Genomic DNA, 25,367 nt, shown 5'->3' on the forward strand with positions numbered 1-25,367 from the left:
CTACCCCCACTTCTCACTGACGCGGAACAGCCGGTCGGCCGCGGTGTAGAGCACCAGGACCGCGCCGAGGAGCAGCACCGACATGGCGGCGGCCCGCTCGGGGTTGTCCGACCCGTTGAACTGCTGGTCGATGTAGCCGGCGACGGTCAGCTCGCTCGGCGAGCCGAGCATGAGCGGCGTGACGTAGAAGCCGAGCGACATCAGGAAGATGAGCACCGCGGCGGAGATCATCGCCGGGCGCAGCTGCGGCAGGACCACCTTGCGCAGCACCAGCAGCGGGCGCGCGCCGAAGACCTGCGCGGCCTGGATCTGCGCGTGGTCGAGGCGGCCGATCGCGATCCAGACGGGCAGGACCGCGTACGGCAGCATCACGTGGACCATCGCCGGGTAGGCGGCGAGCGACGTCTGGTAGATCTCCAGTGGCTGATCGCGCAGGCCCAGTTCGTTGAGCGCCCAGAACAGCGCGCCCGCGGGCAGCTCCAGCAGCATCCAGCCGAACGTGCGGACCAGGACCGAGGTCCACATGGTGAGGAAGAGCCCGGCGAGCAGCAGTCCGGCGACCCAGCGCGGGGCGGCGGAGATGCCGAGGGCGTAGAGCGTGCCGAAGCCGACCGCGCACACGGTGACGACGACCGTCATCACGATCGTGTGCTGGACCGCGTCGTAGAAGACCTGGTCGCCGACGAGGGAGGCGAAGGCGTTCTCCTCGCCGCTGAACGCGGTCTGCGCCAGCATCGCGACGGGCCCGATTAGCAGCAGCGCCAGCACCGCGATCGGGGGCAGCAGCAGCCAGCGCAGGCCGCTGCCGTCCGCCACCCGCAGACGCGGGCGGCGGACGGAAGGCAGGGTCACTTCTTGGACAGCCACTGCGTGTACTTCTCCACGTACTCGTCGTAGACCTCGCCGAGGTAGTGGTTGTCGGCCTTGAGGCTCTTGGCGTCGTTCTCGGGGCTGTTGACGATCTGCTTGGCCAGCTCGGGTTCGATGAAGTCGAACGCCGCCTGGTTACCGGGTCCATAGCCGGTGAGCTTGGCGAACTCGGCCTGGCGCTTGCCGTCCGACATCCAGTGGGCGAGCGCGAAGGCCGCGTCCTTGTCCGGGGAGCCGGAGGCGGTGATGGAGATGTTGGCGCTCTGGAACGCCTCGTTCATCACGATGTGGGTCTTCTCGCCCTTGTTGTTCAGGGCGAAGAACAGGCCGGACGGCGCCTTGGCGACCGACACCGTGCCGGAGACCATGAACTGCTGGACCTGCGGGAACTCGGTGTAGAAGACCATGTGCTCGCGGAGCTCGTCGAGCTTGGCGAAGCCGCGTTCCCAGTCCAGCGGGTAGAGCTCGTCCATCGGGACTCCGTCGGCGAGCAGGGCCGACTCGATGGTGCCCTCGAAGGAGTAGCCGGTGCCGGGCCAGCCGCGCTTGCCGGGGAACTTCTCGACGTCCCAGAAGTCCTTCCAGTTCTGCGGGCCGGTGCCGCCGGGGAACGCCTTGTCCAGGTAGGCCTGGGTGTTGGCGACGATGAAGGTGCCCCAGGCGTAGTCCTGGGCGTCCTTGTCGAGGGAGTCGTTGCGGGTGACGTCGGCGGGCAGCTTCTCGATGTGGCCGAGCTTCAGGGAGCGGTACAGCTCGTAGACGCCAGCGGGCAGCGCGTCGTAGTCGCCCTTCTCGCCGTCCTGCATCTTGGCCTGGACCGCGTCGACGGTCATCGTCGGCACGACCTTGACGCCGGTCTCCTTGGTGAAGGAGTCGAAGAACGCCTTCACCCGGGCCTCACGGGTGGTCCCGCCGAAGTCGGCGTACACGACCTGCTTGCTCTTGATCCCGGAGAGCGGGCCGGAGGTGGGGGCGCTCACGGCGGCCTCCTCGCCGGAGCCGCAGGCGGTCAGAAGACCGGGGGCCGCCACGGCGCCTGCGCCGATCGTGGCCGCGCGCAGGAAGTTCCTGCGCGTCAGGGAGAGGGTGGAACGTTCGAACATGACGGACTTCTCCTTGGGCCACACTCTGAGCGATGACTACCTTGGATCCATAATCTAGAACTTTGAATCCAATCATTGGTTTCGCGGATGTTAAACCGGTGGACGGTCCAGCAGCCTGGCCGGATTCGCCACGAGCATCGCGTCCACCTGTCCGTCCGAAACCCCCCGATCCCGCAGCACGGGCACGATCCGGCCGAGCAGATGGCCGTATCCCATGCCGCCGAACGCGCTGAGCTGGCTCTTGGTCCAGACCGAGCAGCCGAGCACGATCCGGTCGGCGTGACCGTCGGCGAGGAAGGCGCCCAGGCCGTCGAGGCGCTCGGCGTCGGTGGCGTCCTTGTAGCCGTCGCGGTAGTAGGCCTCGTTGCCGAAGCACCACTCCAGCGTCGCGCCCGCGTCGGCGAGTTCCCGCAGGTAGGGGCCGTCGATGAACTCGTCGACGTTGCCGAAGACGACGCGGTCCGGCGGCAGTCCCTCGGCGGCCAGCAGGTCGAGCACGACGGGGCCGAGCCGGGCCGCGGGGTCCAGCCGGACCGTCGCGGCGGCCCCGGTGCGCGCCGCGGCGCGGCCCGCCGCCCGCAGCACCTTGACCTCGCCGCGCTGGAGCTCCTTGCTCGTGCCGAGGATGCCGAGCAGCGCGGCGCGGTATCCGCAGCCGGAGATCTCCTCGGTGAGCGCCGCGAAGAACAGGTCCTCCAGCGCGTCCTCGGACGCCTCGGCCAGCCAGGAAGGGTGGGATCTGCCGAGGTAGGCGCCATAGCCGACCGCGATGTGCACGCCGGACCCGCGGGACAGCGCGGGCAGATCGGCGTAGCGGGGGCCGAGGCCCCAGCTCGTCAGATCCACCAGGCCGCGCTGGCCGAGCGCGGGCAGCGGCGCGAGCTCGGCGGCGGCGATCGCCGGGTCGTCGAGCCGCAGGTTGTCCTCGAGCGCGAGGAGGTTCCAGCGGACGAAACCGAGGTTCGCCATCGTCACGCGCGGATCGGCGGGCAGCGGCTCGCGGGCCGGGGCGTGCAGCACCGTGCTGTCGCTGAGCAGGTGCTCGTGCATCGAGGCGGCGCCGAACGCGGTCGCCTCGACCGGGCCGAGGACCGTCTCGATCATGCCGCGGGGGGCAGCAGCAGGGTCCGCGACGGGGCGCCCTCCGCGCCCTGGAACGGGATCGGCAGCGAGAGCATGCCGTAGGGGCCGGGCGCGACGTCCAGGAGGTCGACGACCTCCAGGATCAGCACGCCCGCGCCGCACAGGAGCCGGTGGGTCTCCCAGTGCTTCGTGTACGCGACCGCCTCGATCGAGAGGTAGTCGATCGCCGCGGTGCGCACGCCGGCCTCGATGAGCCGCTCGGCGCCGTCGGGGGCGAGGCCGACCCAGTGCGGGGACTTCCACGGCGAGCGCAGGACCGTCGCGGAGTTGGAGGTCTTGAGCAGGACACGGCCCTCGGCGCCCAGGCCCGCCTCGTCCAGGTCCCTGGCGGTGATCTGGTCCTCGACGTGGGTGAGGTCGAGGACACGGGCGGCGCCGTTGAGATCGTTGAGGTCGATCTGGTCGACGGTCGCCCCGCCGTCGATGAAGTGCGCGGGGGCGTCGATGTGCGTGCCGGTGTGCGCGCCGATCCGCCAGCGGGAGACGTTGGAGGCGAAGCCGTCCGCCCTCGCCTCGACCACCTCGACCTCGGGGCGGCGTCCCCAGTGCAGCATGCCGGGGTGGATGGGCACGGACACGTCGATGGCACCGGAAAGATCCACGGCGACCCTCCTATGGATACAACAAGAGCATTTGTGGATCCACAGTAACGATCTCGTGTGTCGCCGGTGTTACACACACTTTCACACCGGCCGATCCCGGCCCGGGCGAGCCCGCGCGTGGGCGCCGGGCGTGACGTGCGCCACCGAACAGGGGGCCTTGCCACCGGTGATCAAATTAGGTAAGCCTTACCTAAATAACATGCACCCCTCATGTGCGTCCCCACTCGCTTCGGCCGCCTTCCCCCAAGGTCCCGCGCTCCCCCTGGAGGTCCGCTTGTCGACAGCCGCCGCCCCCGTGGCCACGCTGCCCGCAGATCAACTCCTGACCTTCCTGCTCCAGGTCGGCCTGCTGCTCGCGCTGGCCGTCGGCCTCGGCAGGCTCGCCCGCCGCCTCGGCATGCCCGCGATCGTCGGCGAACTGTGCGCCGGCGTGCTGCTCGGGCCGTCCGTCGCCGACCACCTCTTCCCCGGCTTCACCGACTGGCTGCTGCCCAAGGACCCCGCCCAGTTCCATCTGCTGGACGCCGCCGCGCAGCTCGGCGTGCTCCTCCTCGTCGGCGTCACCGGGGTTCAACTCGACCTCGGCCTCGTGCGCAGACGGGGCGTGACCGCCGTGAAGGTGAGCCTGTTCGGCCTCATCGTGCCGCTCGCCCTGGGCGTCGGGGCGGGCCTGCTGCTCCCGGCGAGCCTCCTCGGCGACGGCGCCGACCGGCACGTCTTCGCCTTCTTCCTCGGCGTCGCCATGTGCGTCAGCGCGATCCCCGTCATCGCCAAGACCCTCATGGACATGGGGCTGCTGCACCGCAACATCGGCCAGCTCACCCTCGCCGCCGGGATGTTCGACGACGCCGTCGGCTGGCTCCTGCTCTCGATCGTCTCGGCCATGGCCACGGTCGGCGTCACCACGGGCACGGTCGCCGCCTCGATCGGGCATCTCGTGCTCGTGCTCGTCGCGGCGGCCGCCCTGCGGCCGGTGCTGCGCCGCCTGCTGCGCGCGACCGGTGACGAGACCGGCCTCACCGTCTCGGTGATGGTCGTGGTGATGATCCTCAGCGCCGCCGCCACCCACGCCCTGAAGCTCGAGGCGATCTTCGGCGCGTTCGTGGCCGGAGCCGTCATGGCCACCACGGGCGAGATCACCGCGGCCCGGCTCGCCCCGCTGCGGACCATGGTCCTGTACGTGCTGGCCCCGCTGTTCTTCGCCACCGCGGGCCTGCGGATGGACCTGACCGCGCTCACCGACTCCTCGGTGCTGGGCGCCGCCTTCGCGATCCTGGCGATCGCGATCATCGGCAAGTTCGCCGGCGCGTTCGTGGGCGCCGCGCTCAGCCGTCTCGACAAGTGGGAGGCGCTGGCGCTGGGCGCGGGCATGAACGCCCGCGGCGTCGTCGAGGTGGTGGTGGCGATGGTGGGCCTGCGGCTCGGCATCCTCACCACCGCCACCTACACGATCGTCGTCCTCGTCGCCATCGTCACCTCGCTCATGGCCCCGCCGCTGTTGCGCCACGCGATGCGCCGGGTGGAGCTGACCGCCGAGGAGGAGATCCGCGAGCAGACCTTCGCCGTGGACCCCGAGCCCGTCGCCTCCGACCGCAAGGGCGCGGAGTGACCGCGGCCCCCGTCCCGCGGCGCGCGCGGGACGGGGGCCGGGACGTCCCGCGGAGGCGCGGGACCGTGCGCGCGGCGGCCCGGCCTTTCCGGACGCCGCGGGGCGGGTTCAGTGCGCGGTCATCACGTGCTTGACGCGGGTGTAGTCCTCGAGGCTGTAGGCCGAGAGGTCCTTGCCGTGGCCGGACTGCCTGAAGCCGCCGTGCGGCATCTCCGAGGCGAGCGGGCCGTGGGTGTTCAGCCAGACGCAGCCGAAGTCGAGGTCGGCCGACAGGCGCACGGCGCGCCCGTGGTCGGCGGTCCACACCGAGGCGGCCAGGCCCTGCGGGACGCCGTTGGCGAGCTCGACCGCCTCCGCCTCGGCGGCGAAGGTCTGCACGGTGACGACCGGGGCGAAGATCTCCTCCTGGACGATCTCGTCGTCCTGGCGGAGGCCGTCGACGACCGTCGCGGCGAGATAGTAGCCGCGCTCGCCGACCCGGGCACCGCCCGCCAGGACCGTCGCGTGCGCGGGCAGCCGCTCGATCAGGCCGAGGACCCGGGTGAGCTGGGACCCGCTGTTGAGGGGACCGAAGTCGCCGTCCTCCTCCGGCGCGAGGCCGGTGCGAGCGGCCTTCGCTCGGTCGGCGAGGGCCGCGGTGAACGCCTCATGGACGTCCTCGTGGACCAGGACCCGGGCGGCGGCGGTGCAGTCCTGCCCGGCGTTGTAGTAGGCGGCGTCGGCGATGGCCGCGGCGGAGGCGACCGGGTCCGCGTCGGCGAAGACCAGCACGGGGGCGTTGCCGCCCAGCTCCAGGTGGGTGCGCTTGAGCGCGCCCGCGGCGGACCTGGCCACTTCCGCCCCCGCCCGGGTGGACCCGGTGATCGACACCATGGCGAAGACCTCGTGCTCGACCAGGGCGCGGCCGGTGTCGCGGTCGCCGGTGACCACGTTGACGACCCCGGCCGGCAGGTGCCGCGCGCAGACCTCGCCGAGCAGGACGGTCGAGGTCGGCGTGGTCTCCGCGGGCTTGAGCACCGTGGTGTCGCCCGCCGCGACGGCCGGGCCGATCTTCCACACGGCCATCATCAGCGGGTAGTTCCACGGGGTGATCTGGGCGACGACGCCGAGCGGCTCTCGGCGGATCGAGGAGGTCAGGCCGGGCAGGTACTCGCCGGTCGCGCGGCCCTCGGGCACCCGGGCGGCGCCCGCGAAGAAGCGCAGCGCGTCGGCGCTCTGCGGGATCTCCTCGGTGAGCACGAGGCGCCGGGGCTTTCCGGTCTCGCGGCACTCGGCGTCGGCGAACTCCTCGGCGCGCGCCTCGAGTTCGTCGGCGATCCGCAGGAGCGCGGTCATCCGCTCGGCGGGGGTGCTCCTGCGCCAGGTGCGGAACGCCGCGGCGGCGGCGCGGGCGGCGGCGTCGACCTCGGCCGGCCCGCACAGCGCGGACCTGCCGGAGACCTCGCCGGTGGCGGGGTTCACCAGGTCCAGGGTACGGCCGTCGGCGGCCAGCGCGGGCGCGTTCGCGATCACCGCGTGCAGGGTCGTCGGGGTGGTCACGCGGTGGCTCCCTTGCGGAGGGCGAGCAGGCTGACGAGGTCGTAGGCGACGTGCGCGGCGGCCGTGGAGGTGATGTCGGCGTGGTCGTAGGCCGGGGCGACCTCGACGACGTCGGCGCCGATCAGCGCGGCGCCGTTGAGGCCGCGCAGGATCTCCAGCAGCTCGCGGGAGGTGAGGCCGCCGGCCTCGGGGGTGCCGGTGCCGGGCGCGTGCGCCGGGTCGAGGACGTCGATGTCGACCGAGACGTACAGGGGCCGGTCTCCGATCCGGTCGCGGAGCCTCGCGACGACCTCGTCGACGCCCTGCCGCATCACGTCGGCCGAGGTGACGATGCCGAAGCCGAGCCGCTCGTCGTCGGTGAGGTCGGCCTTGCCGTACAGCGGGCCGCGGGTGCCGACGTGGGAGAGCGCCTCGGTGTCCAGGAGTCCCTCCTCAACGGCGCGGCGGAAGGGCGTCCCGTGGGTGTAGGGCTCGCCGAAGTAGGTGTCCCAGGTGTCGAGGTGGGCGTCGAAGTGCAGGAGCGCGACCGGGCCGTGGCGGCGGGCCGCGGCGCGCAGCAGCGGCAGCGAGAGGGTGTGGTCGCCGCCGACGGTGACGATGGACGCGCCGGTGTCCATGAGCGCGCCGATCTCGTGCTCGACGGTCTCGACGGCGTCGCCGATGGCGAACGGGTTGACCGCGATGTCCCCGGCGTCGGCGACCTGCACGGACGCGAACGGGGAGACGTCCAGGGCCGGGTTGTAGGGCCGCAGCAGGCGGCTGGCCTCGCGGATCGCGGCGGGCGCGAAGCGGGCGCCGGGCCGGTAGGAGACGCCGGTGTCGAAGGGGATACCGACGACGGCGATGTCGGCGGCGGGCACCTGGTCCAGCCGGGGCAGCCGGGCGAAGGTCGCCGGGCCCGCGAAGCGCGGGACGCGTGAGCTGTCCACGGGTCCGAGGGGGGCCGACGGCGGCGTGTGGGACATGCCAGGTGCTCTCTTCCGGACGAAACGACGACGGACGGAAACCGGCGGCGGACGGTCACGAGAATCCGCAGCGATTTCACCCTAAAGTCGCCGACAGGAATCTTCACTGGATGTTTCATCCCGGGTGAGCATGGGCCGGGATGAAACATCCCGGGCCGAACCCGGCAAGGCGGGTCCGGCCCGGGGAGCGCGGCGGGTCAGCAAGCAGGGTCGGGGGCTGCGATGCCCCGGGCGGCGAAGACCTTGCGGGCCACGGCGGCGGCGTTGAGCGCGCGGGGCATGCCGCAATAGACGGCGGACTGGAGGAGGGCCTCGACGACCTCCTCGGGAGAGAGGCCCGCGTTGAGCGAGGCGCCCACGTGGAGTTCGAGCTGGGGCTCGCAGCCGCCCAGGGCGGCGAGCATGCCGAGGGTGACGAGCTGCCGGTCGCGGGGGGCCAGCACGGGCCTGGCGAGCATCTCGCCGTAGGCCCACGCGATGATCTGGTGCGCCAGTTCCGGGGAGACGTCGGCCACGGACGTGACGGCCTCGCGCACCTCGCCCGTGTCGATCCGCCGCATCACTTCCAGGCCGCGTGCGTAACGCTCTTCGCGCGACATTCCACCTCCCAGAGATTCCCTGTGAGATTCTCACCGAAATGATCTTTCGAGTCGGGAAGTGGCCGCTGTGTGACGCATCTCTCGCGGGACCGGGCCGCCGTCTCCCGGACGAACCGCCTCAGCGCGTCACGATTCCGCCGGTGCGGCGGCGTAGCGGGCCGTCAACTCGGCCTTGAGGATCTTGCCCGTGGCGTTGCGCGGCAGCGCGGCGACCGCCTCCACCCGCTCGGGCCACAGCCGGACCGGTACCTCCGCGTCCGCCAGGAAGGCCGTCAGGGCAGTCAGGTCGGGGACCGGGCCGCCCGGCACGGGCACCACGACGGCGCAGGCCAGCTCGCCCCGCGCGGGGTCGGGCAGCGCCACGACGGCGACCTCGGCGACCTCCGGGTGAGCCGCGACGGCCTGCTCGACGGCCAGCGCGCTGATGTTCTCGCCCTTGCGGATGACGATGTCCTTGAGCCGTCCGGTGATCGTGACGTGCCCGTCCGCGTCGATCCTGGCCAGGTCGCCGGTGCGCAGGTAGCCGTCGGCGTCGAAGGCCGCCGCGTCCAGAGCGGGATCGGTGTAGCCGCGCATGACCTGCGGGCCCTTCGCGCGCAGCTCGCCCTCCTCCCCCGGCCCCAGGACCCGCCCCTCGGCGTTCACCACGCGCAGGTCGACGCCCCGGGTGGCGCGGCCCTCGGTGCGCGCGAGCGCGTCGTCGGGGTCGGCCGGCCCGCCCATCGCGAGGATCGGCGCCTCGGTCAGCCCGTAGCCCGACAGCACCCCGACCCCGCCGAGCACCTTCCTCACCTCGGCGTGCAGCGTCGGCGGCTTGGGCGCGGCCCCCGCCGTCATCGCGCGGACCTGCGGGAACAGCCGCCCGGCCCCCTGTTCCCTGCGGGCTTCGGCCAGGTAGGCCTGGATGAACACGGTGCCCGACCCCGCGAGCGTGACGCCCTCGCGCCGCTGGAGCTCGGTGCTGCGCGCGACGTCGAAGGCCGCGTCGAGGATCAGGGTGCAGCCGAACAGGAGGCAGGCGCCGAGCCACGTGCCGCAGCCGCCGATGTGCGCGACGGGGAAGACCATGCCGACCCGGTCCTCCGGGGCGCAGGCGATCCGCTCCCCCATCGCGCGGGACGAGGCGAGCACCGAGGAGTCGGTGTGCCTGGCGCCCTTGGGATCGGCGGTGGTGCCCGAGGTGTAGAAGACCCAGCGGACGGGGTCGTCCTCCAGGGGAGAGGGCCCGGTGAGCGGCTCGGCCTCGGGCAGCCCGCCGTCGAGGATCACCGTGTCCAGACCGGGCAGCCCTTCGGCGGCCTCCCACGCCTCCCCGGCCAGGTCGCGGCCCGGCTCTGCCGTCGCGGCCGACACCAGCAGCCGCGCGCCGGTCTGCACGAGGGCGAAGCGCAGCTCGCGCGCCCCGAGTACGGGCATCACCGGATTCTGCACGGCCCCGACGCGGGCGAGCGCCGCGGTCAGCACGAGCGCCTCGACGGTGGTCGGCAGCCGCCAGGTCACCGGGGTGCCCGCGCCGACGCCCCGGGCGGCGAGCCAGCCCGCGGTGCGTTCCGCCGCATCCCGGAACGCCCTGAAATCCAGCGCCCTGCCATGTTCGTCCACCAGCATCTCGGCGAACGGGGTCGCCTCCGCTCGTGCCGCTACCAAACCCCACAAACCACCAGAAAACTCAATCATCGGCATGCCGGGGAGCATAGGTTTCGCCGTGGGACGAATCCAGAGGTCTCCGGTGCAGTAATCCGGCATATCCGCTCAAGTTTGGCTATCCGCGTGGTGAAAGCCGCGTGTCCGGGGAACAGGGCGGTCCGGGCGATCGTTGCCGCATCGGGAAGATCCCGGCGGAAGAGGTGTGCGGTATGGCGGTGGACTCGGCGGCGCGGCGGCCTTCGGCCTTGCGCCCGGTACTCGTGGGCGGCGCGCTGATCGCCGTGATCGGGCTGCTGTTCGGGGTGCCCTGGTGGACCCTCGTGGCCGCGCCCGGCTGGGAAGGGCCCGGCCATGTCGTCGGCTCCGCGCTGTTCGGCGCGGCGGCGGTCGCGCTCCCCTTCCTGATGTTCGCCGGGCAGCGGGAGGGCGGCGACCGCCTGTCGGTGGCCGGAAGCGTCGTGCTCGGCATGGCCTGGGTGCTGTTCAGCCAGTCCGTCATCGCCCTGGTCGTCCGGCTCGGGCTGGAGGCCGCGGGCGTCGCCGAGGCGGCCAGGATCACCGCGGCCTGGGTCGCGGGCGTCTCCGCGGTCCTGCTCGTCTGGGGCTACCGCGAGGCCATGCGGGTGCCGCGCGTGAAGAAGGTCGACGTCGTCCTGCCCCGGCTCGGCGCCGGCCTGGAAGGCACGAAGCTGGTCCTGCTCACCGACACCCACTACGGCCCGACGAACCGGGCCGCGTGGTCGGCGAAGGTCACCGAGGCCGTCAACGCCCTCCGGCCCGACATCGTCGCGCACACCGGCGACATCGCCGACGGCACCGTCGCGCGGCGCCGCGACCAGGCGGCTCCGCTCGCCGACATCGAGGCGGGGCTCGCCCGCGTCTACGTCACCGGCAACCACGAGTACTACGGCGACCCGCTCGGCTGGGTCGCGCACCTCGCCGACCTCGGCTGGCAGCCGCTGCGCAACCACCACGTGGTGATCGAGCGCGGCGGCGACCGCCTCGTCCTCGCCGGGATCGACGACGCCACCGCGCACCACTCCGGGCATCCCGGCCACCGGGCCGACCTCACCGCGGCCCTCGCGGGCGCCGACCCCGACCTGCCCGTCGTCCTGCTCGCGCACCAGCCCAAGCAGGTCGCGCAGGCCGAGGCCGCAGGCGTCGACCTCCAGTTGTCCGGGCACACCCACGGCGGGCAGATCTGGCCGTTCCACCACCTCGTCCGGATCGACCAGCCCGAGGTCGCGGGCCTGTCCCGGCGCACCGACCGCACCCAGATCTACACGAGCCGCGGCACCGGCTTCTGGGGCCCTCCCTTCCGCGTCTTCGCCCCCAGCGAGATCACCCTCCTCACCCTGCGCGGCGCCTGACCCGCCCGCCGGGGCTGGACTCTCCCCCCGTGGGAGGGTCCAGCATGGGGGCATGCCGGAAGACCTGCTGACCATCGGGCGCTTCGCCCTGCTGTGCCGCCTCAGCGTCAAGCGGCTGCGGCACTACGCCGACCTGGGCCTGCTGCCGCCCGACCGGGTGGACGCCGCCACCGGCTACCGGTACTACGCCTCCGACCGGGTCCCCGACGCCCTCACCATCGCCCTGCTGCGCGACCTCGACGTCCCCCTCCCCGCGATCGCCGCGGTGCTCGCCGCGGCGGGCGACGAGCGGGCCCGCCTCCTCGGCGCGGCGCGGGACCGGGTCGCCGCCCGGATCGAGCGCGACCGGGCGCGGCTCGCGGTGCTCGACCGGCTCGCCGAAGGGCGGACACCCGCCTACGAGGTCGCCCTCGCCGACGTCCCGGCGTTGCGCCTCACCGCGGTGCGCGCCCGGTACTCCGCCGCCGACCTCGGGAAGGGCGTCGGCGAGTGCGTCGCCGCGCTGTTCGCCGCACTCGCGGGCGGCCCGTGGACGGCGCCCCTGCACGGGGTGTTCCCCCTGGACCTCGCCGAGCCCGCCGCCGTCGCGGTCGGCGTGCGGGCCGACCGCGACCCGCCCGGGACCGTCCCGCTGGCGCTGCCCGCCGCGACCGTCGTGCGGACCCTGCACCGCGGCCCCTACACGGAGATCCCGCTGGCCTACCACGCGCTGCTGGCCTGGGCCGGGGAGCGGGGGCTCGCCGCGCACGGGCACGCGCGGGAGGAGTACCTGGTCGGCCCGGACGAGGCGGAGCCCGCGGACCTGCTGACCCGGGTCGCCCTCCCCGTCGGACCGCGCCCGAAGACCCCTGCCGACGAGATCACGACCGACCTGGAGAAGCGATGAGCACGCCGCGGGAAGACTTCAAGAAGACCCACCGGGACCTGTACTCCGCGCGGTCCGCGCCCGCGCTGGTGGACGCGCCCGAGCTGGGGTTCCTCATGGTCGACGGGGTCGGCGCGCCCGAGGGGGAGGCGTGGTCCGCGGCGGTGGCCGCCCTGTACACGGGCGCCTATGCCGTGCGCGGTGCGCTCAAGGCCGCCGGAACCGTCGAGTACCCCGTCATGCCGCTGGAAGGGCTGTGGTGGCCCGGCGACGGACAGCGGTACGAGGAGTCCGATCGCGAGCGCTGGCACTGGACCATGATGATCATGCAGCCGCCGCAGGCCGCCGCCGATCTCGTCCGCACCGCTCTGGCGGCCGCGGCACGCCGGAAGCCCGGCCTGCCGGTGGACGCTCTGCGGTTCACCGCCTGGCGCGAAGGGCGCTGCGCGCAGGCACTCCACACGGGCCCCTTCGCCGACGAGCCCGCGACCCTGGAGCGGCTCTACGCCCACCTGGCCGCGCAGGGCCTGGAGATCACCGGACGGCACCACGAGATCTACCTGTCGGACTTCCGGCGCGCCGCCCCCGAGCGGTTGCGGACGATCCTGCGCTATCCGGTCGCCGCCCGGTGACCGGCCGGGGCTCGACTGGGTAAAACCGCTGGAAAGGGGCGGCGACTCAAGGTGGTCGGATCACTACCCTGTGCGGTTATGCGTTCTCTCTGCGCTCTCGCCGCCGCCGCGCTGCTCGCGCTGCCCGCCACCGCCGCCTCGGCGGCACCCGTCGCCACCTCCGGGATGGTCGTCCCGATCAAGGCCGTCGAAGCGAGCGGCCAGGCCCTGGACGTCCTGCTCCTGTACTCGTGCGAACCGAAGAACGAGACCGCCGTCCTCACCGCGTCCTTCTCGCAGACCGAGGCGAAGCCAGGCGCGCGGGCCGCGGTCTCGGGCAAGGTCAAGGAGGACGTCGAGTGCGGCACCCTGCGCCGCCACACCATCCAGATCCCGGTCATGCGCGACGGGCCCCTCGTCCCGGGCTCGATGGCCACGATCACCACCCAGCTGCACAACGCCGCCGGGGTCCGCCTGCACACCGCGACCAGCGTCAAGAAGGTCCAGGCGATCAAGAAGCGGAAGAAGAGGGGCGGCGGGCTGAGCGGCAAGAGCAACCCCCTCGGGAGCCCCTTGAGCGGCCTGTTCGGCAGCCTCATCCCGCGCTGACGGGCCCTTTCCGGGTCCCGGCCGCGCCGGGGCCCGGAATCCCTTTTGCCCCGCACAGGCACTGCCCCTATGTTTCACGCTATGGAGGACCTTTCCTGGGCCAGGGGCGTGCAGCGGATCACCGCGTTCACCGGAGCCGGAATCTCGACGGACTCGGGCGTGCCCGACTACCGGGGGCCACAGGGCCTGTGGACGCAGGACCCGACCGCGGCCGACATCTTCACCTATGACCGATTCCTCGCCGACGCCACGGTGCGCCGCCGCTTCTGGGAGGTCTTCTCCGGCAGGCAGGGCGAGGTACGGCCGAACGTCGCGCACCGCGCGCTGGCCGACCTCGAGGCCTCGGGCAAGGCGGTGCGGATCGTCACCCAGAACGTCGACGGCCTCCACCAGAAGGCCGGATCCTCCCCACGCAAGGTCATCGAGCTGCACGGCTCGCTGACCACCGCGTCCTGCCTGGACTGCGGCGAGCGGACCACCGCCGACGCGGCCCTCGCCCAGCTCCCCACCGAGCCCTTGTGCGGCTGCGGCGGGCCGCTCAAGCCGTCGATCGTCATGTTCGGCGAATACCTGGACTCCGACGTGCTGAGCCAGGCGCGCCGGATCGCCGCCGCGTCCGAGCTGTTCCTGGTGATCGGCACGACCCTCCAGGTCGAGCCCGCCGCGTCCCTGTGCGGCCTCGCCGCCGATCTCGGCGCCCGGGTCGTCATCGTCAACCGCGACCCCACCCCCTACGACGACCGCGCCACCGCGGTCATCCGCACCCCGATCGGCGAGGCGATCCCGGCCATCTGCGCCGAGCTCATGTCCTGACCCGGCACGGCGCGGGAGAGGCCGCTCGTGCGGCCTCTCCCGCGTGCTGAACGCCTCCGCGACCGCGGTCCGGCCCGCGCTACGGGAGTCCTGGAGCGCCCGGCCAGGCCGGGTCAGGAGGACGTGGGCGACGGGGTCGGCGTCGCGTCGGCGTTGTCGGCGGGCACCTGGAGCTCGTGCTCGGTGCCGTCGTCGGACTTGATGTCCACGTTCCACATCGGCTTGCCGTCCTCGTTCTCGAACTCGAGGGACTGGAGGGTGCCGGGCTGCGTCTCGGTCGCCTTCTTGACCGCGTCGGCGGCGGTCACCTTGGCGGCGCGGATGGCGGTGGCCTCGTCGGTGTCGCCGGAGGACTCCTGGTCCTGGGTGACCTCGCCGGTCGCGCCGTCGACGGTGATCTCCCGCCACTTGTCGTCCTCGGTGAGGACGTCGATCTGCCAGGTGGGCTTCTCCCCCTCGTCGTCGAGCTCCGCCCCTGCCACCAGGCCGGGCGCCTTCTCCAGGGCCTTGTTCATGGCCTGGTCATAGGTGACGGCAGGGGCCGCGGACGGGCTGGCCGGCGACTCCGTCATGTCGTCGGTCGGCGTCTCGTCCGTCGGGGTGTCGGTGGCCGGTGTCTCGGTCACCGCGGCGACGGGGACGCGCGGGCCTGCGTCTGCGGACGCGGACGCCAAAGCGGCGCCCGCGGCGGTTCCCCCGGCCGCGGTCACGGCGAACGCCAGGGCGAGGACTGTCTTGGCGGGCATCGGTGCTCCTTCACGGGCGACGACTGTCGATCAGCGCCCACGCTGCCCTGCCGGTCCTGAAGAAGCCCTGAACCTTCCTGAAGGGTGCTTCAGCATGAATGCGGCAAAAGGTGAAGGTATGAGGCTGCTGATCGTCGAGGACGAGCGCCGGCTCGCGCTGTCCCTGGCCCGCGGGCTGCGGGCCGAGGGCTACTCCGTCGATGTCGCCCATGACGGGCGAGAAGGGCTCTTCCGGGCCGGCGAGGAGGACTACGACCTGATCCTCCTCGACGTGATGCTCCCCGGCGTGAGCGGCTACCGGGTCGCCTCCACCCTGCGGCGGGACGGCGTGCAGACGCCGATCCTCATGCTGACCGCCAAGGACGGCGAGTACGACGAGGCCGAGGGCCTGGACTGCGGCGCCGACGACTACCTGACCAAACCGTTCTCCTACCTCGTCCTGCGCGCCAGGATCCGGGCGCTGCTGCGGCGCAGGCAGCGGGCGGGCTCGCTCGTCATCGAGATCGGCGACCTGCGGGTGGACCCGGCGGGGCAGCGGGTGCACCGCGGCCCCGCCGAGGTCGCGGTGACGTCCCGGGAGTTCGCCGTGCTGGAGTACCTCGCCGCGCACGCCGAGGAGGTCGTCTCCAAGCGGCGCATCCTGGACCACGTGTGGGACTCGGCCTACGACGGCGATCCGAACGTCGTCGAAGTGCACGTCAGCGCGCTGCGCCGCAAGGTCGACGCGCCCTTCGGCCGACGGTCGATCGAGACGGTCCGCGGATCGGGCTACCGGCTCACCGCGGGCAAGGTGTGAGGACGTGCTCGGCTCGGTCCGCGCCCGCACCTCCCTCGCCGCGACCGCGGTGGTGGCGCTCGCGCTGATCGCCGCGGGCGTCCCGGTGGTGCTGGCGCTGCGCGCCGAACTGCTCGGCGGGGTCTCGGTGGCCGCGGAGTCGTCCGCGCAGCGGGTCGCCGCCCAGTGGACGGCCGGGATCGCGCCCGCCGCGCTGCGGCTGCCCGAGGCGGGCCCCGTGCGGGTCGTCGACCTCGACGGGCGGGTCCTCGCGCAGAGCCCGGGACTCGTGCTCGACGGGCTGCCGACCGTCCCGCCCGGCGCCGCCGATGACGACGACGACACCGATCCAGAGACCGGGTTCGTCACCCGGACCGCGGTGTTCGGCGGGGAACCCTCCGCCTACCGGTTCGCCGCCGTCGCCGTGACGGGCCCGGACGGGTCCTCGGCCGTCGTGTACGGCGGCGCGGAGCTCAGGGAGGCCCGCGAGGCGGTCGCCACCGCCGTGCGCGGTCTGCTGCTCGGGCTGCCGCCGGTGCTGCTGGTGACCGCCGCCGCGGCCTGGCTGGTGACGCGCCGGGCGCTCCGCCCCGTCGAGGCGATCCGGGCGAGGCTCGCCGGGATCACCGCGGCGGGCGACCTCGCCGCGCGGGTGCCGGTGCCCGCGTCCCGTGACGAGATCGCCCGGCTCGCGACCACCACCAACCGCACCCTCGCGGCGCTGGAGCGCTCGGCGGAGCGGCAGCGCAGGTTCGTCGCGGACGCCTCGCACGAGTTGCGGACCCCCATCGCGTCGCTGCGCGCCCAGCTGGAGATCGCGCGCGAGCACCCCGGGCTGCTCGACCTCGACGGGACCATCCTGGACGTCCACCGGCTCCAGCACCTCGCCGCCGACCTCCTCCTCCTGGCCCGCCTCGACGCCGCCGACCCCGGCCCGCCCGCCGTCCCGGTCTCCCTCGCCGACCTCGTCGCCGAGACCCTCGCCGCCCGCCCGGCGACGGACCGCGTCCCCGTCGTCCACCGGGCGCTCGCGGACCCGTGGGTCTCGGTGCGCCCCCGGCACCTCACCCGCGCGCTAGGCAACCTTCTGGACAACGCCCAGCGCCACGCCGCGTCCCGCGTCACCGTCACGGTCTCCGCCGAGCCCGGCCCCGCCCCCCGTGCCGTCCTCGCCGTCCACGACGACGGCCCCGGCGTCCCGCCCGCCGACCGGGACCGGATCTTCGAGCGCTTCGTCCGCCTCGACGCCGCGCGCGCCACCGACGAGGGCGGCGCCGGCCTGGGCCTCCCCCTGGCCCGCGAACTCGCCGAGGCCGACCACGGCACCCTCACCTGCCCCGCCCCCGGCGTCCCCGGAGCGGACTTCGTGCTGCGCTTTCCGGTGGTTCCTCCCGCTCCGTGATCAAAGGGATACCGGGGTAATCCGTCGGTGGGTGAGTGGATTCGTCCTGGCCCGAGGCGATGGACTTGCCTCCAAGGACCGGGACCACGGAAGGTGCTTCGATGCTGGCTCATGAGCGCATGGGGGCGGGCGAGCCGCTCGTCCTGCTGCACGGGATCACGCATCGGCGACAGGCGTGGCTGCCCGTCGCGGACCATCTCGCCGAGCACCGGGAGATCTTCCTGGTGGACCTGCCGGGGCACGGGGAGTCGCCGGGGCTGCGGGCGGGGACCGAGCCGCCCGGAGACCGGATGGTGGCCGATCTGCTCGACCTGTTCGACCACCTGGGGCTGGACCGGCCGCATGTCGCGGGGAACTCCCTGGGCGGGCGGCTCGCCCTCGAACTCGCGGCGCGGGGCGCGGCGCGGAGCGTGACCGCCCTGTCGCCCGCGGGGTTCTGGCGGACCGGCGCGGAGTTCCGGTACACGGTGGCGCTGTTCCGGACCGTCATGGCGCTCGCCGGGGTGCTCGACCCCTACGCGGCGCCGCTGCTGCGCACCCGGGCCGGGCGGGCCGCGCTGTTCTTCTGGATCAACAGCCACCCCACGTGGGCGGCGCCCGAGGCGGCCCTGGGCGACTTCCGCGGGTTGCTGCGGGCCCGTCCCGAGGTGGGGGAGTTCTTCGCCGAGAACGCGCCGTTCAACGCCGAGGTGCCGCCCGAGGTGCCCGTCACCATCGCGTGGGCGACCCGGGACATCGTGCTGCCCGTCCACCAGGCGAAGACCGCCCGCGCGCTCCTGCCGCACGCCGAGCACGTGCTGCTGCCCGGCTGCGGCCATGTGCCGATGGGCGACGACCCCTACCGCGTCGCCATGACGATCCTGCGCGGAAGCCACTCGCAATTCTCCCGAATGCCGGACACTTCACCCCCCGGCACAGTAAATGTCGGACATGTCCGATGACAGCACGACGGACCGGGACGCCGGCCGCGAAGAGATAGACACCACGCTGGCGCATTCGGCCCGGATGTACGACTACTACCTGGGCGGCAAGGACAACTACCAGGCCGACCGGGACGCCGCCGAGAAGATGATCGAGGCGACGCGCGGCGGCGTCAGGTTCGGCGCCCGCCAGAACCGCGCCTTCCTCCTCCGGGCCGTCCGGTACCTCGCCGCGCAGGGCGTCACCCAGTTCCTCGACATCGGCACGGGCATTCCCACCTCGCCGAACACCCACGACGCCGCGCGCGAGGTGGTCAAGGACCCGCACGTGGTCTATGTCGACAACGACCCGATCGTGTTCGTGCACTCCAGCGCGCTCCTCGGCGCGGAAGGCAGGACCGCCGCCCTGCGCGCCGACCTCCGCGAGCCCGCGACGGTCCTGGAGCACCCGCGGACCCGTGACCTCATCGACTTCGGCAAGCCCGTCGGCGTCCTGTTCATCGCGGTGCTCCAGTTCCTGGAGGACGCCGACGACCCGTGGGCGCACGTCGCGACCTATCTGGACGCCGTCCCGTCGGGCAGCCACCTCGCGCTCACCCACTTCACCCATGACTTCAACCCCGTAGGCGCGGCCCAAGGCGGCAAGGCCTACGACAAGGCCTCGGCCCGGATGTCCGCGCGCGGCCGCGCCGAGGTAGGGCGGTTCTTCACCGGCCTCGACCTCGTCGACCCCGGCGTCGTCCAGGCCTCCCGCTGGCGCCCCGACGGACCCGTCGCCGACGTCCCCGGCGGCCACCCGTGGATGTGGGCGGCCGTGGGCCGCAAGCCCTAGCGCACGGCGGCGGCCGCGGCGTTCGGGCACGCACGACTCGCGCGTACGCGGAGGGCCGCCCCCTCGAGGACGGCCCTCGGCGGCGCGGGTCAGGGTGCCGCGGTGCCGGGGTCGACGGAGCCGGCCGGGGTCGCCTTGTCGACGAGACCGGGCAGCACGTTGGCCAGGTCGTCGGCGGCCTTCTCGGGAGCCACGCCCGCGGCCTGGGCCGCCTGCCGGACGGCGTCCGGGCCGAGCGCCTGCTCCACGTCACGTCCGGTGACGGGCTCGTTGGCGCCGGTGCCGACCCAGGAGTCGACCTGCTTCGACAGGCCGCCTCCGGCGAGCTGCCCGAGGAGGTCCTGGAGGCCGCCGCCCCCGGCCTTGCCCCCGGCCTGCGCCCCGGCCTGGCCGGAGCCGCCGATACCGCTCAGCACCGACTTCACCATCTGCTGGACCTGCGGGTCCTGGGCGAGCTTCATCAATTGCGACAGATCCATGGAATTCCTCCCTAGACGTACTTTCACGCTAGAGAGCGATCTCTCGGGCACCACCCAATCCCGCCCCAAGGAACACCCAAGGGACCGGCCGATCACCCGGCCTCCCGCGCCCCGGGAATCCCCCGGCGAGCGCGAGGGCCCGGCCCGCAAAGCGCGCACGAGCAGCGCCCACTTGTCCCCACCAGCCAGGAGGAACCCCGGCAATGCGGGCCTCCATAGATGCCGGCCTCGCTATATGGACGCGACCATATCCCACCATATGAACAGCTCCTTAAGAGGACGGGCATCCCTCGGGAACACTCCGACCCTGACAGGAGTCGGAATCCTCCTGACGAGATCCGTCCCCCATGCCGGGGCCCGCCGCCCCCGCGGCAGGCCCCAGGCGCCCTCCCCAGGCACCCTCCCCCAGGGGCGGTCGCACAGAAGCCGTGACGAGAGCCGCAATGACTTCCAACCGCCTTCCCGCATTGTCCCGACGCGACCTCCTGCGCCTCGGACCGTCGGGCGCAGCCGTCCTCGGCGCCGCCCCGCTGCTGTCCGCGTGCGCGGACGACACCTCCCCCGGCGCCGGCGCCACCGCGGCCACGGCGCCGACCGCACGGTGATCAGAATGGAGGGACTCCGCTCGCCCGCCGCCCAGGGCTCCCTCGTCCTCACCCCGCCGCTCAGCCCCGAGGACGAGACGCTGCGCACCGCCGGATGGCGCTGGCTCGCCGCCACCGCCGACGGCGCCGACGTCCTCGTGCTGCTGCACGGCGCGGAGCCCGACCGGGCGACCGCCCGCCGCTTCGCAGCGATGAGCCCGCAGGCCGAGCGGACCGGGTTCAGCGCCGCGTTCACCGGCCTCGACCGGCTCCCCGAGGCACTGAAGGAGGCCCGGATGGCCGCCTCCGTCGCGCCCGCGGGCCGCGGCATCGCCTACTACGACGACTTCGGCTCCTTCGGCAACGTCGCCGCGGCCCTGTCGCCGAAACAGCTCACCGAGTACGTCACCACGACCCTCGGCGCGCTTCGCGCCTACGACCTGAAGCGCGGATCGAGCCTCCTGGAGACGCTGCGCCGGTTCGTCGCCAACAGCGGCCAGGTCGCCGAGACGGCCGCGGAACTGTCCATCCACGTCAACACGCTGCACCAGCGCATCCAGCGGATCGAGCAGGTCACCGGACTCGACCTGCGGTCCTACCGGGACATCGCCCGGATCACCCTGGCCCTGGACATGCTGCAGATCACCGGGGACCCGCCCTTCGGCTGACACCCGCAGCCCGACCCGCACCTTCTCTCCTCCCGAGCCGGAGTCCTCCCGCATGACCTCGCCGCCCTCGCCTTCCGCGCCGCCCGCCGCCCCGCCCGCCGGGGACCGGCCCCGCCTCGCCCTGATCCTCGCCCTCGGCTCGCTGTCCGCGCTCGGGCCCCTGTCGATGGACCTCTACCTGCCGGGCTTCCCGCAGATCGCCGAGCGGCTCGACACGTCGGGCGGCCTGGTCCAGCTCACCCTGACCACCTGCCTCATCGGGCTCGCCGCGGGCCAGCTCGTCGCCGGGCCGCTCAGCGACGCCTTCGGGCGCAAGCGGCCCCTGGTGATCGGGATGACCGCCTATCTGCTGGCGACGCTCGCGTGCGCGCTGGCCCCGAGCGTCGAGGCGCTCATCGGGGCACGGCTGGTGCAGGGCCTCGCAGGGGCCGCGGGACTGGTGATCGCCCGCGCGATCGTGCGCGACATGTTCCAGGGCCTGGCCGCCGCCCGGTTCTTCAGCACGCTGATGCTGGTCTCGGCGCTGGCGCCGGTCATCGCGCCCGTGCTCGGCGGGGTCATCCTCGAGTTCACCGTGTGGCGCGGCGTGTTCGTGGTGCTCGCGGCCTTCGGCGCGGTCATGCTCGCCGGATGCGTCCTGGTCATCCCCGAGACGCTGCCGCGCGACCGGAGGGTCACCGGCGGCCTCGGCGCGAGCCTGCACGCGGGCTGGGCACTGCTGCGCCGGCCCGCCTTCACCGGCTACATGCTGACCGGCGCCCTCGGCTTCGCCGCGGTCTTCTGCTACATCGGCGGGTCCTCCCTCGTCCTCCAGGACGCCTACGGCGTCTCGCCCACCACGTTCAGCCTTCTGTTCGGGCTCAACGCCATCGGCCTCGCCGTCGCGGGCCAGATCAACGGCAAGCTCCTGCTCGGCCGTTTCCGCGCGCACACCGTCCTCGGCGGCGGCCTCACGGCGCTGACCCTCAGCGCCGCCGGGCTGATCGCCGCCTCACAGACCGGGGCGCCCCTCCCCTGGGTGGCCGCCCTCCTGTTCTGCTGCACCTCCTCGATGGGCCTCATCCTGCCCACCACCACGACCCTCGCCCTGGACCGGGCCGGAACCGCCGCGGGCACCGCCTCGGCCTTCCTCGGCGCCGCCCAGTTCGGCACCGCCGGCGTCTCCCCCGTCCTCACCGGCCTCGGCGACACCTCCTCCGCCCTCCCCATGTCCCTCGCGATGCTCGCCCTCTCCCTCTTGGCCCACCTGGCCTTCCTCTCCTTCCTCCGCCCCTGGCGCCGGCTCCCCGACCCCCTCCTCGCCCGCTGACCCCGGGATCAGTGGGTGCTGAGGCCGCCGTCGACGAAGAGGGTCTGGCCGGTGATGTAGGAGGCGGAGGGGGAGGCGAGGAAGACCGCGGCGCCCGCGAAGTCCTCGGGCACGCCGTTGCGCCCGACGGAGGTGCCCGCGGCGAGTTCGGCGAGCCCCTCCTCGGTGACATGGGTGGTCAGCGGAGTCCGGACGAAGCCCGGCACCAGCGTGTTCGCGGTGACTCCCCGCGCCGACCACGCCTCGGCCTGGGAACGGCTCAGCGCCGTGACCCCGGCCTTCGACACCCCGTAGCCGCCGCTGTTGAGGAACGCCCGGAACGCCTGCTGCGACCCCACGTTGAGGATCCGCCCCCAGCCGCGTCCCGCCATCGCGGGCCCGAACCGCTGCCCCAGCAGAAACGGCGCGGTGAGGTTCACCGCCATCGTGAGATCCCACTCGGCCTCGGTGAGCTCGTCCATGTGCGGCCGCGGATTCACCCCCGCCGAGTTCACCAGCACATCCACCTCCCCGAACACCCCCACCGCGCGCTCAGCCGCCTCCTGCACGGCCCCCCGCTCCCCCAGGTCCGCGCTCACCCACCCGGCCCGGCACCCGTACCGCTCCAGCTCCGCGACCGTCTCCCGCAGCCCCTCCTCCTTCCGCGCCACCACCACCACATCCGCCCCGGCCCGGCCCAACGCCACGGCGATCCCCCGCCCGATCCCCGAGCTCCCCCCGGTGACCAGCGCGACCTTCCCCTCAAGCCCGAACAGCTCCCGCAGATACCCCATCCCGATTCCCCTCTCTAGACCACCAACCCCCCAATCCTCCCCCCTTCCCCACCCCCGCCCGCCCGCCACACCCGAGCACCCGCCCCCACCCACCGACCTACCGCCCCCACCCATCACCCCACCCCGACACCACCGCGCCACCCAGCATCCCCGCCCCGCCCCGCCCCACCACCACCGCACCCGACCCGGCACGCGCCACTTACCACCACGCACCACCACGTACCACCACGTACCGCCGTACACCACCGCACACGCCGCACACCGCCACGCACCGCAGCACACCGCCACGCACGCCGCACACCGCCGCACACCGCCGCACACCGACCCGGCACCTACACCGACACCTCCCGGGGCGGGAGGGAGTCAGGGGCGGGAGGGAGCAAGGAAGGCCGGGAGCAAGGAAGGGCGGAATCCGGCGCGGCACTCGAGGCCGCATCAGGGAGGTCAATCCACCCGTTTGCCATGCGCTCGGGGTCCGTTCGGGCGTCCTAAGTTTGACAGCAGGCTGTCGTTTCGACAGGATGCTGACATGAAGAACTCGGTGCGGGACGTGTGGGTCGCGGTGTACGACGGATGGGCGGACTGGGAGGCGGGGCACGCGATCGCGCACCTCGCCAAGGCGGAGTGGCAGCGGGAGCCCGGGCGGTACCGGGTCCGGACGGTCGGGGCGACGGCGGGGCCGGTCACCACGGCGGGCGGGATCCGGATCGTGCCCGACGCGGTGCTCGGAGAAGTCGGCCCGGAGGGTTCCGCGCTGCTGATCCTGCCCGGTGCCGACGGGTGGGACGAGCCGGGCACGCTCGACCCCTTCGCCGACCTCGCCCGGCGCTTCCTGGACACGGGAGTTCCGGTCGCGGCGATCTGCGGAGCCACCGCCGGCCTGGCCCGCGCGGGACTGCTCGACGACCGCGCGCACACGAGCGCCGTCGCCGAATACCTCGCCGCCACGGGCTACGAGGGCGGCGCGCACTACGTCGAGGCCGACGCGGTCACCGGCGGGAACGTCATCACCGCGGGCCCGACCGAGCCCGTCGCGTTCGCCCGCGAGATCTTCGCGCGACTCGGCCTCTACGAACCCGCGGTGCTCGACGCCTGGTTCCGCCTCTTCGCCCACTCCGACGCGTCCGCTTACCCCGTCCTCATGGCGGCGGCCGGATGAACGAGCAGGAGTTCCTCTCGGCCACGGCCCTGACCGTGTTCCGCCTGAACGGGCTGTTCCTCGAGGCGTCCGAACGGCTCGCCTCCCCCGTCGGCCTCACCGCGGCCCGCTGGCAGGTTCTCGGCGCCGTCGTCTCCTCCCCCCTGACCGTCTCCGACATCGCCCGCGCCATGGGCATCACCCGGCAGAGCGTCCAACGCGTCGCCGCGCTCCTCGTCGAGGACGGCCTCGCCGAATACCTGCCCAATCCCTCCCACAAACGCGCCCACCTCCTCCGCCCCACCGACCGCGGCCACGCCGCCCTCCGCCGCATCGACCCCGACCACGCAGCCCTGGCCCACGCGCTCACCACCGCCCTGGGCCCCGACCACCCCTCGGTCCTCACCTCCCTCCAACGCCTCGCCACCGCCATGGCCGCTCTCCACCCCGCCGCCCCTCCCGCCCCCTGAACCTCGTAACCCGACCGGCCCACCCCACGACCTCCCGCACCCATCCACCCACGCCCACGTCATACCCGCCCCAGCAACCCGCCCCAGCAACCCGCCCGAGCAATCGGGCCCGTCCAGCGCCGTAAAGCCACCACCTCACCCACTACCTCGCCGCGCCTCCGCACAGCAGCCCGGCCCACGGCGACCGGGCCCGTCCGCGGCCCCGCAAGCCGCGCGCCACCATCTCGCCCACCGAACCGCCGCCCTTCTTCTCAGCAGCCCTCCCGGCCAGAAACGGCCCACGGCCGCCTTCCCGCTCATCGCGCTCGGCCCCTCCCCCGGGCCGACATATCCGATACCGCGCCCCAGAGCCGGGGCGGCGTTCCCCGTTCGGGTCGTGGCCCGGAGGCCGGGCCCGTACGGGCTGCGGCCAGCCGCGCCACAGGGGGCAGGGCGGCCCCCACCCACTCCGCCCGACCGCACCGAACCCTCTTCATCATGGAATTCTCTTGAGAGAGATCGGCCGATAAGTCGACATTCACTGGGTGATGCCGCAGAAGTGCGAACATGGCCGTTTCCCGGAACGCCGTAGCCCGTGCCTCCAGGCCGATGACCCCCGCTCTCCGCGCATGGTCCGGGTCACCGAGAAGGGCGACGCGTTCCCTCTCGTAGCCGACTGTGTCGGCCTCGTCGACCACCAGGCGCGCGATCTCCGCCGCGGCAACGAGATCCGCACCCCGCGCAAGACGACCCAGAGCTCAGCCCGCTTCACTCCGAAGCGCACCCCCTGCCAATGGTGCTTCCCCTCCTGACCGCGCAGACCGCCTGGGCCGGGGTCGTGGGCACCTCCCCGGTTCGGGCGGCATGGTGGTGGGTGGGCGGTGCGGGGGAAGTGTCGGTGGGGGGCGGCAGGATGGCCGGGATGATCCCGGTACGACGAACGGAGA

Annotated in this window: 27 protein-coding genes; 16 read left to right on the top strand and 11 right to left on the bottom strand. The window is 73.2% G+C overall.

Annotation, left to right across the window (positions count from 1 at the left end; genetic code table 11):
- The 4 genes from EDD29_RS33530 to EDD29_RS33545 form a co-directional block, all read right to left on the bottom strand.
- The gene (locus tag EDD29_RS33530; RefSeq protein WP_148086179.1) at positions 1-867 is read right to left on the bottom strand and encodes an ABC transporter permease; all 867 of its coding nucleotides are present in this window, start codon (positions 865-867) and stop codon (positions 1-3) included.
- Positions 849-1,973, bottom strand: a complete 1,125-nt coding sequence (locus EDD29_RS33535) for an extracellular solute-binding protein (protein WP_148086180.1) — start codon at positions 1,971-1,973, stop codon at positions 849-851. The genes EDD29_RS33530 and EDD29_RS33535 overlap by 19 nt, the downstream gene beginning before the upstream one ends.
- Positions 1,974-2,063: 90 nt before the next feature.
- On the bottom strand, positions 2,064-3,077 hold the full coding sequence (locus EDD29_RS33540; protein WP_123668277.1) for a phosphotriesterase family protein: 1,014 nt from the start codon (positions 3,075-3,077) through the stop codon (positions 2,064-2,066).
- The gene (locus tag EDD29_RS33545; RefSeq protein WP_211360077.1) at positions 3,074-3,718 is read right to left on the bottom strand and encodes a cyclase family protein; all 645 of its coding nucleotides are present in this window, start codon (positions 3,716-3,718) and stop codon (positions 3,074-3,076) included. Before EDD29_RS33545 ends, EDD29_RS33540 begins: the two co-directional genes overlap by 4 nt.
- 274 nt (positions 3,719-3,992) lie before the next feature.
- On the opposite strand from EDD29_RS33545, the gene EDD29_RS33550 reads away from it, so the two are divergent.
- Positions 3,993-5,327, top strand: a complete 1,335-nt coding sequence (locus EDD29_RS33550) for a cation:proton antiporter (RefSeq protein WP_211360078.1) — start codon at positions 3,993-3,995, stop codon at positions 5,325-5,327.
- A gap of 108 nt (positions 5,328-5,435) precedes the next feature.
- Here the strand turns inward: EDD29_RS33550 and EDD29_RS33555 are convergent, their stop codons facing one another.
- From EDD29_RS33555 to EDD29_RS33570, 4 genes are all read right to left on the bottom strand, one after another.
- Positions 5,436-6,866 carry an aminobutyraldehyde dehydrogenase gene (locus tag EDD29_RS33555; RefSeq protein ID WP_123668279.1) on the bottom strand — a complete coding sequence of 477 codons (1,431 nt, stop codon included), beginning with the start codon at positions 6,864-6,866 and terminating at the stop codon, positions 5,436-5,438.
- On the bottom strand, positions 6,863-7,831 hold the full coding sequence (gene speB, locus EDD29_RS33560; protein ID WP_123668280.1) for an agmatinase: 969 nt from the start codon (positions 7,829-7,831) through the stop codon (positions 6,863-6,865). The genes EDD29_RS33555 and speB overlap by 4 nt, the downstream gene beginning before the upstream one ends.
- Positions 7,832-8,028: 197 nt before the next feature.
- Positions 8,029-8,430: a carboxymuconolactone decarboxylase family protein gene (locus EDD29_RS33565; RefSeq protein ID WP_123668281.1), complete on the bottom strand. Its 402-nt coding sequence runs from the start codon at positions 8,428-8,430 to the stop codon at positions 8,029-8,031.
- Between the two features lie 126 nt (positions 8,431-8,556).
- A complete protein-coding gene (locus tag EDD29_RS33570) occupies positions 8,557-10,077 on the bottom strand; it encodes a class I adenylate-forming enzyme family protein (protein ID WP_211360079.1) in 1,521 nt (506 codons plus the stop codon).
- 209 nt (positions 10,078-10,286) lie between these two features.
- On the opposite strand from EDD29_RS33570, the gene EDD29_RS33575 reads away from it, so the two are divergent.
- The 5 genes from EDD29_RS33575 to EDD29_RS33595 all read left to right on the top strand — a co-directional run bounded on the left by EDD29_RS33575 (position 10,287) and on the right by EDD29_RS33595 (position 14,345).
- Positions 10,287-11,447, top strand: a complete 1,161-nt coding sequence (locus EDD29_RS33575; protein WP_123668283.1) for a metallophosphoesterase — start codon at positions 10,287-10,289, stop codon at positions 11,445-11,447.
- Between the two features lie 52 nt (positions 11,448-11,499).
- Entirely contained in the window at positions 11,500-12,333 is an 834-nt protein-coding gene (locus EDD29_RS33580; protein ID WP_123668284.1) for a MerR family transcriptional regulator, read from the top strand.
- Positions 12,330-12,944: a GyrI-like domain-containing protein gene (locus EDD29_RS33585; protein WP_123668285.1), complete on the top strand. Its 615-nt coding sequence runs from the start codon at positions 12,330-12,332 to the stop codon at positions 12,942-12,944. The genes EDD29_RS33580 and EDD29_RS33585 overlap by 4 nt, the downstream gene beginning before the upstream one ends.
- 78 nt (positions 12,945-13,022) lie before the next feature.
- Positions 13,023-13,532, top strand: a complete 510-nt coding sequence (locus tag EDD29_RS33590) for a hypothetical protein (protein ID WP_123668286.1) — start codon at positions 13,023-13,025, stop codon at positions 13,530-13,532.
- 81 nt (positions 13,533-13,613) lie between these two features.
- Entirely contained in the window at positions 13,614-14,345 is a 732-nt protein-coding gene (locus tag EDD29_RS33595; protein ID WP_123668287.1) for an SIR2 family NAD-dependent protein deacylase, read from the top strand.
- Between the two features lie 113 nt (positions 14,346-14,458).
- Here the strand turns inward: EDD29_RS33595 and EDD29_RS33600 are convergent, their stop codons facing one another.
- Positions 14,459-15,091 (bottom strand): PepSY domain-containing protein, encoded by a 633-nt coding sequence (locus EDD29_RS33600; protein WP_123668288.1) that lies wholly within the window; start codon positions 15,089-15,091, stop codon positions 14,459-14,461.
- Between the two features lie 118 nt (positions 15,092-15,209).
- Here EDD29_RS33600 and EDD29_RS33605 point away from each other — a divergent pair, with 118 nt between their 5' ends.
- The 4 genes from EDD29_RS33605 to EDD29_RS33620 all read left to right on the top strand — a co-directional run bounded on the left by EDD29_RS33605 (position 15,210) and on the right by EDD29_RS33620 (position 19,020).
- Entirely contained in the window at positions 15,210-15,887 is a 678-nt protein-coding gene (locus EDD29_RS33605; protein WP_123668289.1) for a response regulator, read from the top strand.
- A 4-nt stretch (positions 15,888-15,891) separates the two neighbouring features.
- Positions 15,892-17,268, top strand: a complete 1,377-nt coding sequence (locus EDD29_RS33610) for a sensor histidine kinase (RefSeq protein ID WP_123668290.1) — start codon at positions 15,892-15,894, stop codon at positions 17,266-17,268.
- A 101-nt stretch (positions 17,269-17,369) separates the two neighbouring features.
- Positions 17,370-18,209, top strand: a complete 840-nt coding sequence (locus EDD29_RS33615; protein ID WP_211360081.1) for an alpha/beta fold hydrolase — start codon at positions 17,370-17,372, stop codon at positions 18,207-18,209.
- On the top strand, positions 18,199-19,020 hold the full coding sequence (locus tag EDD29_RS33620; RefSeq protein WP_211360082.1) for an SAM-dependent methyltransferase: 822 nt from the start codon (positions 18,199-18,201) through the stop codon (positions 19,018-19,020). The genes EDD29_RS33615 and EDD29_RS33620 overlap by 11 nt, the downstream gene beginning before the upstream one ends.
- 89 nt (positions 19,021-19,109) lie before the next feature.
- Here EDD29_RS33620 and EDD29_RS33625 read toward each other — a convergent pair whose 3' ends face one another.
- Positions 19,110-19,499: a YidB family protein gene (locus tag EDD29_RS33625; protein WP_211360083.1), complete on the bottom strand. Its 390-nt coding sequence runs from the start codon at positions 19,497-19,499 to the stop codon at positions 19,110-19,112.
- Between the two features lie 443 nt (positions 19,500-19,942).
- Between EDD29_RS33625 and EDD29_RS45900 the strand changes: the two genes are divergently transcribed.
- From EDD29_RS45900 to EDD29_RS33635, 3 genes are read left to right on the top strand one after another with little or no spacing between them, the layout of a single operon-like run.
- Entirely contained in the window at positions 19,943-20,104 is a 162-nt protein-coding gene (locus EDD29_RS45900) for a hypothetical protein (RefSeq protein ID WP_170201689.1), read from the top strand.
- Positions 20,105-20,109: 5 nt separating this feature from the next.
- Positions 20,110-20,751, top strand: a complete 642-nt coding sequence (locus tag EDD29_RS33630; RefSeq protein ID WP_123668294.1) for a PucR family transcriptional regulator — start codon at positions 20,110-20,112, stop codon at positions 20,749-20,751.
- A gap of 52 nt (positions 20,752-20,803) precedes the next feature.
- Positions 20,804-22,060, top strand: coding sequence for a multidrug effflux MFS transporter (locus EDD29_RS33635; protein ID WP_123668295.1), 1,257 nt, complete (start codon positions 20,804-20,806; stop codon positions 22,058-22,060).
- Positions 22,061-22,068: 8 nt separating this feature from the next.
- Here EDD29_RS33635 and EDD29_RS33640 read toward each other — a convergent pair whose 3' ends face one another.
- Positions 22,069-22,833, bottom strand: coding sequence for an SDR family NAD(P)-dependent oxidoreductase (locus EDD29_RS33640; RefSeq protein ID WP_123668296.1), 765 nt, complete (start codon positions 22,831-22,833; stop codon positions 22,069-22,071).
- Between the two features lie 529 nt (positions 22,834-23,362).
- Here EDD29_RS33640 and EDD29_RS33645 point away from each other — a divergent pair.
- From EDD29_RS33645 to EDD29_RS33655, 3 genes are all read left to right on the top strand, one after another.
- Entirely contained in the window at positions 23,363-23,992 is a 630-nt protein-coding gene (locus EDD29_RS33645) for a DJ-1/PfpI family protein (protein WP_123668297.1), read from the top strand.
- Positions 23,989-24,441 carry a MarR family winged helix-turn-helix transcriptional regulator gene (locus EDD29_RS33650; protein WP_123668298.1) on the top strand — a complete coding sequence of 151 codons (453 nt, stop codon included), beginning with the start codon at positions 23,989-23,991 and terminating at the stop codon, positions 24,439-24,441. The genes EDD29_RS33645 and EDD29_RS33650 overlap by 4 nt, the downstream gene beginning before the upstream one ends.
- Positions 24,442-25,049: 608 nt before the next feature.
- A complete protein-coding gene (locus tag EDD29_RS33655) occupies positions 25,050-25,232 on the top strand; it encodes a hypothetical protein (protein WP_123668299.1) in 183 nt (60 codons plus the stop codon).
- Positions 25,233-25,367 lie beyond the last annotated feature (135 nt).

The organism is Actinocorallia herbida (assembly GCF_003751225.1).
GTDB lineage: Bacteria > Actinomycetota > Actinomycetes > Streptosporangiales > Streptosporangiaceae > Actinocorallia > Actinocorallia herbida.